The 13,887-nt window shown below is 73.1% G+C and carries 11 protein-coding genes; 3 read left to right on the forward strand and 8 right to left on the reverse strand.

The features are described from left to right. Window positions 1–13 precede the first annotated feature (13 nt). From BLR04_RS25545 to BLR04_RS25570, 6 genes are all read right to left on the reverse strand, one after another. Window positions 14–2,113 (reverse strand): hypothetical protein, encoded by a 2,100-nt coding sequence (locus BLR04_RS25545; protein WP_143022192.1) that lies wholly within the window; start codon window positions 2,111–2,113, stop codon window positions 14–16. After that, entirely contained in the window at window positions 2,110–3,438 is a 1,329-nt protein-coding gene (locus BLR04_RS25550; RefSeq protein ID WP_218129149.1) for an acyl-CoA reductase, read from the reverse strand. The genes BLR04_RS25545 and BLR04_RS25550 overlap by 4 nt, the downstream gene beginning before the upstream one ends. Beyond that, window positions 3,438–4,475 carry a LuxE/PaaK family acyltransferase gene (locus BLR04_RS25555; protein ID WP_090769935.1) on the reverse strand — a complete coding sequence of 346 codons (1,038 nt, stop codon included), beginning with the start codon at window positions 4,473–4,475 and terminating at the stop codon, window positions 3,438–3,440. Before BLR04_RS25555 ends, BLR04_RS25550 begins: the two co-directional genes overlap by 1 nt. Window positions 4,476–4,700: 225 nt before the next feature. Beyond that, complete coding sequence (locus tag BLR04_RS25560; protein WP_090769841.1) at window positions 4,701–6,008, reverse strand: AMP-binding protein; 1,308 nt, start codon at window positions 6,006–6,008, stop codon at window positions 4,701–4,703. Beyond that, a complete protein-coding gene (locus tag BLR04_RS25565) occupies window positions 6,008–6,766 on the reverse strand; it encodes an SDR family NAD(P)-dependent oxidoreductase (RefSeq protein ID WP_090769843.1) in 759 nt (252 codons plus the stop codon). Before BLR04_RS25565 ends, BLR04_RS25560 begins: the two co-directional genes overlap by 1 nt. Then, complete coding sequence (locus tag BLR04_RS25570; RefSeq protein WP_090769937.1) at window positions 6,741–6,989, reverse strand: acyl carrier protein; 249 nt, start codon at window positions 6,987–6,989, stop codon at window positions 6,741–6,743. Before BLR04_RS25570 ends, BLR04_RS25565 begins: the two co-directional genes overlap by 26 nt. A gap of 160 nt (window positions 6,990–7,149) precedes the next feature. Between BLR04_RS25570 and BLR04_RS25575 the strand changes: the two genes are divergently transcribed. From BLR04_RS25575 to BLR04_RS25585, 3 genes are read left to right on the forward strand one after another with little or no spacing between them, the layout of a single operon-like run. Next, window positions 7,150–8,139, forward strand: coding sequence for a hypothetical protein (locus BLR04_RS25575; protein ID WP_245740494.1), 990 nt, complete (start codon window positions 7,150–7,152; stop codon window positions 8,137–8,139). Next, entirely contained in the window at window positions 8,136–9,818 is a 1,683-nt protein-coding gene (locus BLR04_RS25580) for a class I SAM-dependent methyltransferase (protein ID WP_090769845.1), read from the forward strand. Before BLR04_RS25575 ends, BLR04_RS25580 begins: the two co-directional genes overlap by 4 nt. Window positions 9,819–9,838: 20 nt before the next feature. Then, window positions 9,839–11,725, forward strand: a complete 1,887-nt coding sequence (locus BLR04_RS25585; RefSeq protein WP_143022193.1) for a glycosyltransferase family 2 protein — start codon at window positions 9,839–9,841, stop codon at window positions 11,723–11,725. A gap of 13 nt (window positions 11,726–11,738) precedes the next feature. Here BLR04_RS25585 and BLR04_RS25590 read toward each other — a convergent pair whose 3' ends face one another. Then, entirely contained in the window at window positions 11,739–12,863 is a 1,125-nt protein-coding gene (locus BLR04_RS25590) for an aminotransferase class V-fold PLP-dependent enzyme (RefSeq protein ID WP_090769849.1), read from the reverse strand. Further along, the gene (gene pseB / locus BLR04_RS25595; protein ID WP_090769851.1) at window positions 12,863–13,840 is read right to left on the reverse strand and encodes a UDP-N-acetylglucosamine 4,6-dehydratase (inverting); all 978 of its coding nucleotides are present in this window, start codon (window positions 13,838–13,840) and stop codon (window positions 12,863–12,865) included. The genes BLR04_RS25590 and pseB overlap by 1 nt, the downstream gene beginning before the upstream one ends. Window positions 13,841–13,887 lie beyond the last annotated feature (47 nt).

Genomic DNA, 13,887 nt, shown 5'->3' on the forward strand with positions numbered 1-13,887 from the left:
GGCGCGGAACCCGTCAAAGAGCCGGGCGCGTATCAGCGGGGTCCAGCGGAATCTCGTACACGGAGAAGGCCGCGTTCCGATACCGAAGCCGGGCAAAGACCTCCAGCTCCGGATTTATCCGGGTGAACAGCCATTTCACGCCATATTTCACGGCGAGCTCCCGGACGTTGTGCGCCGACGGCTCGCGGAACGCCGCGTCGTTCGCCGCCAACCGCGCCGGGTCCGCGTACGGCAGCGTCAGGTACGGCGTCCCGAACAGCCGCGCGCGCCCGAGGGTGCTCTCCGCGTACGCCCAGCCCTCCACCAGCACCCGCCGCTGCGTGAACGCCGACACCCAGTAGTGCCTGCTGTCGCACTCGATCCAGCGAGGATGCAGGCAGTGCAGGTCGGTGGCCACCACGTCGCGGGGCGCGGAGTGCCTGCGCAGCCACCGCGCCGCCGCGAGAGCCCCCTTAGGGATCAGCCGCTCGCTGCGCTCCAGCGGCAGCACGTGCCCGGCCACCTCCACGGCCGACGACGGCGCGGCGTACCCGGCGAGCAGCGCGACCGCCACCGCCACCGTGCCCCCGCGCCGCCACCTGGCGGCAACCACCACCGCGACCAGGAGCGCCGCGAGCACCGCGTACGGCGCCACCACCCGCGGCAGCGGCCCGCCACCGATCCCGAACACGGGGACGAGCAGCGCGGCCCCCACCCCCAGGCCCACCGTTCCTGCCACGCGCGCCCACGACACCCGCGCCGCCGCGAGCACTCCGCACACGGCGGCGATCGACAGGTACGGGCGGGCCCCTTCGAGGAAGTAGAGCTGCGAACCCGCCGGATGCCCGAGCAGCAGCGCCGCGCCGACCCCCGCCGCGCCGATGCCGAGCACCAGCAGCATCGACGGCTCCAGCGCCCGTCGGCCGAGCCCCGCCACCCCGCCCCACACGCAGGCCAGACAGAACAGATGCACCCCCGCCAGCACGACGAGCGGCGCGAGCTCCGCGGTCGGTACGCCCGCCACCGCCCCCCACAGCTGCCGCACGGTCGCGAACGGCGCCACGACCGTGCCCTGCGACCCACCCGCGAACAGCACGCCCTGCGCGAACACCAGGAACCCCAGCGTGACCGCCGCCGCTCCCAGCCACGCACCGGGCAGCCGCCGCTCCACCAGCCCGCGTACCGCCACCACCAGCACCAGCCCGGCCAGCAGCAACGGCAGGTACGTCGCCTTGGCCCCGCTCAGCGCCGCCAGCAGCACGAGGAGCGCCACCCAGCCGCCCCGCGTCCGCTCCCCGAGCAGCAGCACCACGGGGACGAACAGCAGCGCCCCGAACGTCTGCGTGGGGCTGGCCCACACCGTGAACATCGACCGCGTGCTGAACACGACGCCGTCCACCAGCACCGGCCCGAACAGGAAGTACGTCACCCCGGCCGCCGCCGCGCCCGCACCCCAGCTCCCGCCCAGCCGCCGTCCGAGCAGCACGACGAGCACCGCCGTCGCCGCCGCCATCGGCAGCGTGGACAGCCGGTAGACGAGCGTCTCGGGGGCGATCCCGGTCACCCGGCTGGTGGCGGCCATCTCGGCGTAGACGAACCAGTGGTACGGCAGCGGCTCGCCCAGTACCGACGGCAGCGTCGGCGGGACGTGCCGCCGCAGCTCGCCGACCAGCGCCAGGTGGTAGGGCATGTCCACGTACGCCCTGGCGACCGGCACCCGGTAGAGGAACAGCGTGCTCCACACGACGAGGTAGCCGACGATCGCGGCGACCGTCCACGCGCACCACACCGGCATGCGGTCGCGGCCGGCGTCCCCCCGCCAGTGCCGCCGCAGCCCCGGCACGCAGGCGAACGCCGCCAGCACCGCGGCGGGCGGAACGAGCACGAGCATCGGCATCCCCGCAGCCCTGGCGGGGATGTAGGCGAGCACCTCGACCGCGTAGCCGAACGCGAGCCCCGCCGCGAGGCCGCCGGGCGCCCGTCCGCCGGTCAACGCCCGCCACAGCAGCGTCCCTGGCAGCATCACCCCGACCCCGAGGTAGGCCGCGAAGACGGCCAGGTCACGGGCCGTGACCCCGGTCGACAGGAAGGCGACGACGGCGACCGCGCAGACGACCCCCGCGGGCAACCTCATCGGACGACGGTCACCAACCGGGTGAACTCGGCCGGCAGGTCGACGCCGTCCCACACCCGGTGGAAGCTCAGCGCGCTGCCGACCGGCACCATGCGGTCGACGCCGCGCCCGGCGAGGCCGCGGGCGAGCTCCTCCAGCTCTTCGCGGCCGAAGCCGAAGTGGGTCATCGTCTGGTCGCGCCGCTCCACCAGCGGCGCGAGCTCGGCGAGCGTCGCCAGCCGGGCGTGCGCGAACGTCCCCGCGCCGAGCCAGCGCCGCGGGGCCGCCGCCGCTGCCGACAGGCGCACGTTCGCCAGCGCGTTGCCGCGGAACTCGACGCTCTCGGCCAGCCCGTCGGCGGCCAGCCCGTAGGTGGACACCCGCTTCTCCACGGCCATCGCCGCGTCGACCCCCCACCCGCGCGCGGTCACCGCCCGCTCCACGTGGTCGGTGAAGTCGGCCCGCGCCGACTCGCAGTCGCGCTCGTCGCCGACCCAGAACACGGTGCGGGGCGAGGAGCAGGCGGCCTGGTCGAACCAGTAGGTGTCGTTGACGAAGCCCTCCGCGGTCGTCACCCGCGCCGGGCGCGGCGCGCACAGCCACGCCGCCGCGCGTACGACCGCGAACGACGAGCGGTCGGGGAAGGTCAGCTCGCGCGCGTGCGGCGCGAGCGGGTGCCGCCTGATCTCGGTCACCGTACGGTCGCCGCCCCACACCACCCGCAGGTCGCAGGCCGCCGACAGGGCGGAGGTGACGGCGTCGGACCGCTCGTAGGAGACGATCGCCTGGGACGCGGCGACCACGGGATCGGCATCGCCGAGCGTCTCGCGCAGCGTCCGCACGATGACCTCGGACACCGCGCCGGAACGCGGCGACAGGCGGACGACGTTGCGGTTCCCCATCAGGGCGGACAGGGCCCAGGAGTAGACGAAGACGGTGTCGACGTTGGCGGGCGGGATGTGGAGGACGAGCCCGCGCGGGACGCGTACGTGCTCGCGGTCGAGGCTCTCGACGGTGCGGGCGAGCTCGCTGGGCCGCAGGAAGAACCCGAGCGAGCCGAGTTCGGGGTGGCGGCGGGCCAGCGCGGGCCGCAGCAGCCGCCGCCCGAACGCGGTCAGGAAGTCGCGTACGCGCTCGTCGCCGACCTCCAGCGAACCCCTGACCCGGCTGAGCAGCTCCGCGACCGGCACCCGGCCGTCGGCAGGGAACCTGACGTCGAGCATGGCGTCGTCGAGAAAGGCGCTGTCGTGCCTGGTGACGTCGTGCGTGGTCTTGCTGTGCGTGGTGTTGCTGTGCGTGGTGGCGTCCTGCCCGGTGGCGTCGTGCGTGGTGGCGTCGTGCGGCATCAGCTCTGCCCCACTGTGTCACCGGCGGTGTCGCTGCAGCCGCGCGCCTCGGCGCGCGACAGCCTGCCGAGGACCTCGAACCGCTTGCCCGGCAGGCCGCCGTCGTCGACGCCGCGCACCACGCCGAGGTCCTCGGTCAGCAGGACGTGGCCCGGATAGGACGTCGGCAACGTGCTGACCACCTCGATCAGCCCGGGCACGCTCGTCGGGGCCTCCTGCCAGGTGTTGGGGTCGCGGATCACCACGTCGGCGAAGTCGGGGCAGTAGAGCCCGTCGCCGTCGGGGCCCTCGAGGAAGACGGTGCCGATCTGCTCGACCATGCCGTAGAAGTTGTGCACCCGGGTGAGCCCGCATTCGTCCGCGAGCCGCCGCCGGAACTCGGCGTTGCCGACCGCCTGGTCGGCCAGCCGTTTCCAGCCGCCCGAGTGGACGAGGACCCCGCGCGACAGGTCGGCCCCGAGGGCGCGCAGGTGCACCCAGACGAGGAATGTGAACCCGAACACCAGGAACCGCTCGTGCCCGTGGCGGGCGAGGAAGCCCTTGACCGCCTCGGCGTCGACCCGCCCCTGCTCGTCGAGGACGAACGTGTGGTCGCGGCCGAACGTCATCATGCCGAGCACGCCGGCTCCCCGCGCACTCAGCGTCGGGTCGCGCGTGACCGAGCGGCTGTCGACCACCAGCATCGGCAGCCGCCGCTCGCCCAGCACCTCGCGCAGCGTGGCGGCCAGCATGCGGGTCTGCGCGGCGGCCGCCGCCCGGTCGAGGTAGACGCGGCTCGGCCGCTGACCGGTCGTGCCGCTCGACGTCAGCACCCGGAACACCTGGTCCTCGGGGACGCTGCGCAGCTCGTGAGTCTTGAACAGCCGCACGGGCAGCCACGGCAGGTCGGCGACCCGCTCGTAGGGCGGCGCCGCGCCGACGGCGTCGAGAATCCGCCGGTACGGCAGGCACGCCGCCCGGTGATGCTCGGTCAACTCCACCAGCTCGGGCAGCAGCACCGCCTCCTTCTCAGCCGCCGTGAGACGGAACACGCTCACCTGCAACCCCCACCACGCACCGGCCGCGCGCGCTCACATCGCCGCCGGCACTCGCCCTTCGCCACCTCGCGCCACGGTGGCGCGCCTGTGTACGCCGCCCGCGCGCGCTCACATCGCCGCCGGTGCTCGCCCTTCGTCGTCTCGCGCCATGGTGTGGCGTCTGTGCACGCTGCCCCGCCGTGGTCGGGTCGGTGCCCGGTCATGCCGCGGGCGTCCTTCGGTGGGTCATGTGAGGGACTCCAGGGCGCGATAGTCGATCTTGCCGGTGGACAGGAGCGGCAGGCGGTCGATGCTGCGTACGTCGAAGGCGCTCCAGTGCACCCGCAGCTCGGCCCCCAGCCGGCGGGCGAGGGCCGCGCGGTCGGCGGCGGCGAGCCCCTCCGTCCAGACCGTGACCCGGTCGTCGCCGCTGGTGGCCGCCGCGGGCTCGGCGTCGTGCAGCAGCCGCTCGATGTCGTCGAGGTTGACCCGGATGCCGAAGACCTTCGCGATCCGCCGCAGCCGGCCGGTGATGGTGAGGAACCCCTCGGAGTCGAGCTCGCCGAGGTCGCCGGTGCGCAGCACCCCGCCCAGCTCGTCGCCCAGTGCAAGATCGGCGGCGGTGTGGGCGTACCCCATCATCACGTTGGACCCGTGGTAGACGACCTCTCCGGCCTCGACGGAGAGCCGCCCGCCCGGCACGGTCACGCCGACGGAGCCCGGCTTGTCGGCGAGCCGGTCGGGCGGCAGGACGGCGATGCGGGCCGTGGCCTCGGTCTGCCCGTACATGACGTAGAAGCGGTCGGCCTGGGCGGCGAACTCCTTCACCAGCGCCTCGTCGAGCCGACCCCCGGCCTGGGTGAGGGTCGTGAGCGTCGGGTGGTTCGCGCGGTCGAAGCGCAGCCGTTGGAGCATCGTGTACTGGTAGGGGACCGCGGCCAGCGACGTGCAGGCATAGGCGTCGACGTCGTTCCAGAACGACCGCTGCAGCAGCGAGTCGTCGGTCAGCACCACGGCCGCCCCCGCGATCAGGTGGCTGTTGAGCACCGACAGGCCGTAGCTGTAGTGCATCGGCAGGCTCGTGGGCGAGACGACGCCCGGCCCGATCGACAGCGCCGAGGCGATGGCGGCGGCGTTGTCGAGCACGGCCCGGCGCGACAGGCGGACGAGCTTCGGGTCGCCCGTCGAGCCCGACGTGGCCAGCAGCAGCGCGAGGTCGGGATGCGGTGCCGGCCCGTCGGCGGGCCGGCGCAGCGGCCCGTCGGGCGCGTTCGCGAAACCGAGCAGCGCGGCCGGACGGAACCGCCGCGCGAGGTCGGCCAGCACGGCGCCCGGCAGCTCGGGGTCGAGCAGCGCGACCGGCCGCCCGGAGTGCCACGCGCCGAGGTAGCGCAGGACGGACACCAGGTCGTTGCGCATGCCGCAGAACAGCGGCCCAGGCGGCAGCGTGGCGAGTCGTTCCGCCACGTGCTCGATGCGATCGGTCAGGGCCTGCGCGGTGAGGTCGTCGGCGGTTCCTGCGGCGAAGACCCGGGCCTGCGGGTGCGGGAACATCACAGGACCAGCCCGCCGTCGACGCCGAGGACCTGCCCCGTGACGAACGCCGCCGCGGGCGACAGCAGGAACGCGACCGCGTGGGCCACGTCGTCGGGCCGGCCGAGGCGGCCGAGCGGGGTGGCCGCCACGGTGGCGGCGCGCGACTGGTCGTCGAGTGTGGTGAGCATGCGGGTCTCGATGTAGCCGGGGGCCACGGCGTTGACCCGGACGCCCGTGGGCCCGAGTTCTTTGGCCGCGGCCCGGGTGAGGCCGATGACGGAGGCCTTGGTCGCCGAGTAGACCGCCTGGCCGGCGCCTCCGGCGCGGCCCATGACGGAGGAGACGAGCACCACGGCGGGGGACGAACCCCGGCGCAGCAGCCGGAGCGCGCCCTGGAGCGTGTGGACCGCCCCCATGGCGTTGACCTCGAAGAGCCGGGTGACGGCGGCGTGGCCGGTCATGCCGAGCAGCCCGGCCTCGTGCACCCCGGCGTTGACCACGAGGGCGTCGAGCCTGCCGTGCCGCTGGAAGACCTGCCGCATCATGGCGGAGACCTGCGCGGGGTCGGCCACGTCACCGTGGACGGAGTCGGCCGGGCAGCCGCTGAGGGCGGCCGTCTCGGCGGCGGCCTTCGCGGCGCGCTCCTCGTCGCGGCCGTGGATCACGACCGTGTGGCCGGACGCGGCCAGCGTCTCGGCGACGGCCCGGCCGATGCCGGTCGTCGAGCCCGTGACGAGCGCGATCCGGGGGTCAGAGCGCGGTGGCGCCGATGCCATGCTTCTCCAGCAGCTCGGCCGCCTTGGCGAACGAGGCCATGTCGATCATCTCGTCGGTGTCGATCATCACGGAGAACTCGTCCTCCATGGCCGCGATCAGCGCCATGTGGGCCAAGGAGTCCCACTGCGGGACGGCTCGATATTCCAGCCCGTCGACGTCGGCGTCGGCGGGAAGGTTGAGCGCCATGCGGAAGACGGCCCGCAGGCGATCGAGATGATTCATGATCACTCACTCTCTGTGCTCGGACCACGTCGAAGTGTAGCGGCATTCGACCGAGAGGAGAAACCAAGCACCCGTCCTGAGTAATGGAACCGTATAAAGATGCGTGCCCCGCGTTGGCGACTGAGAACGTCGGCAACGACACGGCCGCCGTACGGGGGGAATGATGGACGAATCCAATCACTGGTACGGGCACTCCCACATACTCGGAAGATATTGCGATATCCCGGACGAAACGCCTCGGCGCATCCAGGGTTACCTCCAGCACGGGTGGAACTACCTGCACGGATTCCCCCCGAACGACCAGTGGTGCTGCCCCGGCTATCCCCGTTTCATCTGGTCGGACGTGCTGCGCCGCCGCGGCTGGTCGATGGGCCGCCGGGGCCACTACCTGATCGGCGCCCCCTGGATCTATCTGCTCGAACTGGAGCCGGAGTTGGGCGTCCGTCCAGAGCGCAAGGGCACGATCTGGTATCCCTTCCACGGCTGGGAGAAATCCTCCGTAAGCGGGGATCACGGGCGACTCGCCGACGAAATCCGAGATGTCGAGAATGGCCCGGTGACGGTCTGCCTGTATTGGCTGGAATTCGCGAACCCGGACATTCGGCAGGCGTACAAGTCGCGGGGTTTTCGCGTCATCTGCCACGGCGACCGCGGATCGCGCTGGGACGGCAAGGGCCGCGACTTCCTCCGCAAGCAGCTCGTCGAGCTGCGGCGGCACCGCAGGGTGGCCTCCAATCGGCTCGGCAGCGCCCTGTTCTACGGCGCGTCGGTGGGCTGCGACGTGGCCGTGTACGGAGACCCGATGCAGTTCGAGGACGAACGCCCCGAGTACGGCGGCACCGAGCGCCGCAAGCGGCTGTGGCCCGAGCTGCACGGCACGAGCGTCGATCCCGGGCTGGCGGCCGAGATCACGCGGCGCGAGCTGGGATTCGAGTATCAGGCGACACCGGAGGAGCTACGGCGAATGTTCGGATGGAGACGGGCGCGGGCGGCGGCGACGCCGTCCGGCTCGGGGACGGCGCTCGCGAGACGCCAGGACAGGGCCGCCCGCCGCGACCCCGCGGACCCGCAGCCGCGCGAGCGGCGCGGCGACCGGGCGCCCAGAGCGGCATCCGTACGGCAGGGCCAGCCACGCGGAGTGCGGCCGTGAGCGTACGCACGAACGAGGCGCCAGGGAACGTGAGCCTGATCGGCGGCGAGATGCTGCTGTGGTCCGACATGTCCGCCGTGGCGGGCGTCACGGACTGGCGGGACGTGGCGCTGGAACTGATCAGGCGGCTGATGCCGGCGGGCGGCCGTGTGCTGCTGGTCGGCCCGCACCCGCAGCCGCTGGTGGACGAGGTGGCCGAGGCCGCGGGAACGGCCGCCGTGCTGCTGCGTTCCTATCCCGACGCCTGCGCGCTCGGCGAGCGCCACCCGGACCTCGCGGTGTACTGCGGCCGGCTGGAGGTGTTCGACGCGGGCGAGCCGTACGACCTGGTCCTCGCGCTCGACGGGCTGATGCGGACGCACTCCGCCGAGGCGCCCGCCTCCGCGTGGCGGCAGTCACTGGCGGCGCTGGCCGGCCTCGTGGCGCCGGGCGGGCGGCTGGTGCTGGGCGTGCGCAACGACCTCGGCGTCGACCGCTCCCTGGAGGCGCGGCCCGCCGACCGGGAGTGCGGCGACGACCAGTGGGCGCCGCACGGCTTCGACCCCAGCTACCCCGGCGGTCCCGACGACCTCGACCGCGGTCTGGAGGCGGCCGGGCTGAACCTGCTCCGCTGCTACGCCGCCTACCCCGACCGGCAGGCCCCGCGCGCGCTGATGTCCAGGGAGGCGCTGCGGGAGGACCTGCCGGACGCGCTCACCTTCACGCTGAGCGCCAGGGAGGACGAGCGCATGCTCGCGGCCGACCCGCTCCGCCTCACCCGCCTGGTCTTCCGCCACCGCCTGGGCGACCAGCTGGCCCCGATGTGGCTCGCCATCGCCACCCGCCCTCCGGCCACAGAGAAGCCGCCCGCCGAGGAGATGGTCACCTCCTCGGCGACCGAGGTGAGTGCCGCTGAGGAGCCGGGAGGCGCGGCCGAGCTGCCGCTGGGCCTCTTCGAGGAAGGGGCGGGGCTGTACGAGCTCCTGCCCGCCGGCGTACGGCGGCTGCCCGACGGCGAGGAGCAGCCGATCCCCGGGGGCCGGGTGGTCGAGGAGATCCTCGTCGACGCCTGCGCCCGCGAGGACGTCGCGACCGTCCGCGAACTGCTCTCCGCCCTGGCCACCTGGCTGGAGGACGAGGACGGCGACCCGTCCGCGGGCACCGACAGCCTGGTCCACGACGGCGCGCGGTTCGCCGCCATCGCCCGCCCGGCCGACCTGCCGGAACGACCCGACCCGAAGGTCGCGCTCTGCCGGATCCTGCGGCGGTTCGCGGTGCGGCTGCTCGCGGCCGGTCACCACCACCCGTGGCCGTGGCCGCTGGAGGCCGACCAGCTCACGCTGACGCTCTGCGCCATGGCGGGGCGCGAATGCGACCAGAAGGACGTCGACCAGGCCCGCAAGCTCGACGTCGAGCTGGGCCGGCCCGCCGAGCTGGCCGAGCACACGCCCACGTACCGCGACCTGCTGCGCGGTCGTGACCGCCTGGCCGACCAGCTCGCCGCCGCGCTGGCGCGGATCGCACGCCTGGAGACGAAGCTCACCTATCGTGAGCGGGAACTGGTCAAGACCAAGGCGAGGCTGCGCAGGAGCCGGCGGAAGGCCGGCGCCTACCGCAGGTCGCTCGGATACCGCCTCACCCGCCGGCTCTCCCGTCCCCGCAAGGTCGCCCGCCGCGTCATGCGCCTGCTGTCCGGCTGACGGAACGAAGAGGAGTGCTCGTGCCGGTCCTGTCGGTGATCGTCCCGTTCTACAATGTCGAGAAGTACATCGGACCCTGCCTCGACTCCATAACCGCCCAGACCCTGACGGATCTGGAGGTGATCTGCATCGACGACGGCAGCGCCGACGGCGGCCCGGCCGTCGTCGAGGCCAAGGTGGCCGCCGACCCGCGGATCAGGTTCGTCAGGCAGGCCAACCAGGGGGTCGGCCACGCCCGCAACGTCGGCGTGGGCCTGGCCACCGGCCGCTATCTCGCCTTCGTCGACGGCGACGACGTCGTGCCGCGCGACGCGTTCAAGCGTCTGGTGTCCTCGCTGGAGGACACCGGCTCCGACCTGGCCTGCGGCAACGTCAAGCGGCTGTACGGCACCGCGCTGCTGCCGTCGTGGGCGCACAAGGAGGCGTTCACCAAGCCGCTCCGGGGCACGCACATCACCCGCCACCCGCTGCTGATCCGCGACCGCATGCTGTGGAACAAGATCTACCGCCGCTCCTTCTGGGACGGCCTCGGCCTGAGCTTCCCCGAGCGCATGTACGAGGACCAGCCCGTCGCCATGGCGGCCCACGTCGGAGCCCGTTCGGTCGACGTAGTGGCCAGGGTCGTCTACCACTGGCGGCAGCGCGACGAGCCGGAGTCGTCCATCACGCAGCGCTGCCTGGAGCCGGGCAACCTGCGCGACCGCCTGCTCTCGGTGCTGCTCACGGCCGAGATCCTCGACAAGGGCGCGCCGAAGCTCCGGGCCGACTTCGACCGCGACACCCTCGACATCGACATGAGCGTGGCCGTGGAGGCGCTGGCGGCCATGGGCTCCGCGGCCGACCCCGAGCTGGTCGACCTGGCGGTCCGCTACCTCGACGGCGTGTCGTCCGAGGCGTGGCAGAGCATCCCGTACGAGCAGCGCCTGCAGGTCCACCTGCTGCACCGGCGCCGGCTGGACGAGCTGGCGCGCGCCGTCGCCGACACGGCGGCGGGCCGCCTGCGGCCCAAGCTCGCCACCGCCGGGCTGCTGCGCAGGCGCTGGCGCGGCCGGCACCCCGCGCTGCCGGCGGCCATGTCGGACGTGTCCCACCAGCTGCAGCTGGACAGCCGGCTGCTGACCCTCGACTGGCGCGAGACCGTGCTGTCGGGGGTCGGCCGGGCCGCCGTCGGCAGGTTCGACATCGGCGACCTGCGCCGGGTGCGGCTGCGTGTGTGGCTGCGCGAGCGCGGCAGGGGAGAGGTCATCCCGCTCTGCGAGAACGGCAGCGCCCCCGTCGTGGAGGACGTCAGGCAGGCGGACGGCACCTCGGTGCAGGAGCAGGTGTTCCCGTTCAGGTTCGCCTTCGACCTCGAGACCCTGACCAAGGCGCAGCTCGCCCGGCACGGCCAGTGGGACATGTACGTGGGGGTCAGCGGCCAGGGGCTGCGGCTGGAGACCCGGATCGCAGGCCAGCGCTGGCTGCCGCCGCTCATCCCGCCGCCGCGCCGGCGGTCGAGCGTGTGGGTGGTGCCGGTACGCAACGTCAAGGGCGCCTGGGGGCTGCGCCTGCGCCACGCGCGGGCGGTGATCGGGGAGTGCGAGCTGGACGGCGGCGACCTGGTGTTCGCGGGCGTGCTGTCCGACCTGGGCGACGAAGAGCCGGTGGTGCGGCTGCGCCGCAGGATCGACGGCGAGGAGATGTACTTCCCCGTCGCCCTCACCGGCCACGACTTCCGGGCCCGCGTGCCGCTCGCCGACATCGACGCGCGGGTGGGCAGGGAGTCGTGCTGGGAGGTGCTCATCGACCAGGGCACGGCGATCCGGCCGCTGGTGCGCGGCACCCACCGGGCGGTGACGACGGTGGCCGAGCGACGCTTCCTCGTCGACCGTGGCGAGGACGGCTGCCTGCTCGTCGCCGAACGGTGATCCGGGACGGCGGTCAGCGCAGGATGCCCGCCAGCGTCTCGACGACGCGATCCTGCTCGGCGTCGGACAGCCCGGGGAACAGCGGCAGCGACAGCTGCTCGCCGTAGTACGCCTCGGCCCGCGGGCACAGGCCGCGGCGGTAGCCGAGGTCCGCGAACACCGGGTGCCAGTACGCCGGCAGGTAGTTGACCTGCACCCCGATGCCGGCGGCGCGCATGCGCTCGTAGACCTCGCGCCGCCGCCCGTCACGCACGCGTACGGGATAAAGGTGCCAGCTCGGCCGCACGTAGGCGCGCCGGGAGGGCAGCGTCAGGCCGGGCACGTCGCGCAGCAGCGCGTCGTAGCGCGCGACCAGCTCGGCGCGGCGCGCGCGGAAGCGGTCGAGCCGGCGCAGCTGGCTGATGCCGAGCGCGCACAGCACGTCGGGCAGCCGGTAGTTGAGCCCGAACTCGTGCACCTCCTGGTGCCAGCCCCCCTCGTCGGGGAAACGCTGCTCGGCGGAGTCGCGCACCAGGCCGTGGTTGCGCAGGCGGGCCGCGCGCCGCAGCCGCTCGGGGTCGGCCACCGCGACGGCCCCGCCCTCGGCGGTCGTCACGGTCTTGGTCGGGAAGAACGAGAACGTCGTCAGGTCGGCGAGGCACCCGACGGGACGGTCCTTGTAGGACGACCCGATCGCGTGGGCCGCGTCGTCGACCAGCAGCGCCCCGGCCCGGCCGGCGACCTCGCGCAGCTCGTCGTGGTCGGCGGGATGGCCCGCGTAGTCGACCGCGGTGATCACCCGCGTCCGCGGTGTGACCAGCGCCGCGACGGCATCGGGGTCGAGGTTGCCGGTGTCGGGCTGCACGTCGGCGAAGACCACCTTCGCGCCCAGCAGCGCCGCGGTCGCCGCCGTCGCCACGAACGTCAGCGGCGTCGTCACCACCTCGTCGCCCGCCCGCACCCCGGCCGCCGCGTAGGCGACGTGCAGCGCCGCGGTGCCCGAGGTGACCGACACGCACGGGACGCCGCCCGTCCAGCGCCCCAGCTCCGCCTCGAAAGCCGCCACCGCCGGCCCGGTCGTCAGCCAGTCGCCGCGCAGCACTCCGGTCACCGCCTCGATGTCGGACTCGTCGACCGACTGCCGTCCGTAGGGGAGCATCAGCCGGCCACCATGGCGCGCAGGTCGTCGACCGAGAGCCACTGGTCGTTGGTGTCGGACCGGTAGCAGAAGCCCTCGGGCAGCAGCTCTCCGGTGTCGGGCGGCACGTATCCCCAGGTGGCGATCGTCGGCTGGACGACGTAGCGGTCGGCCAGCCGCAGCGTCCTGCGGCCGTCGTCGGGGCCGATCATCTCCTCGTGCAGCTTCTCGCCGGGCCGTACGCCGATCTCGTAGACCGGGCTGTGCGGCGCGATGGCCTCGGCCAGGTCGGTGATGCGCATGCTGGGAATGCGCGGGACGTACAGCTCGCCGCCCCGCATCAGCTCGAACGAGTCGACCACGAACGTGACGGCCTGGTCGAGGGTGATCCAGAATCGGGTCATGCGCTTGTCGGTGATCGGCAGGCTGTCGCCCTGCTCGGCCAGCCGCTGGAAGAGCGGCACCACCGAGCCCCGGCTGCCGACGACGTTGCCGTAGCGGACGACGGCGAAGCGGGTCTCGTGGGCGGCGGCGTAGTGGTTGGCCGACACGAACAGCTTGTCGGCGACCAGTTTCGTGGCGCCGTACAGGTTGATGGGGCTTGAGGCCTTGTCGGTGGAGAGCGCGACCACCTTGCGGACGCCGCAGTCGATGGCCGCCTCGACGACGTTCTGCGACCCGGCGACGTTGGTGCGGACGTACTCGAACGGATTGTACTCGGCGGTGTCGACCTGCTTGAGCGCCGCCGCGTGGACGACGTGGTCGACGCCGTGCATGGCCCGGGTCAGCCGGTCGCGGTCGCGCACGTCGCCGATGAACCAGCGCAGCCGCTCGTCGTCGCCGAACAGCTGGCGGGTCTCGTACTGTTTCAGCTCGTCGCGGGAGAAGACGACCAGGCGCCGGACCCCGAGGGAGTCGAGCGCGTGGCGGATGAACGCTTTCCCGAAGGACCCCGTCCCCCCGGTGACCAGAACCGACGATCCACTGAGAATGCTCACGTGGCCCCCTGAGATCGCGCAGAAATGCGCGCTGTTGTCGTCCGAGC

The organism is Nonomuraea maritima (genome assembly GCF_900100395.1).
Lineage (GTDB): Bacteria > Actinomycetota > Actinomycetes > Streptosporangiales > Streptosporangiaceae > Nonomuraea > Nonomuraea maritima.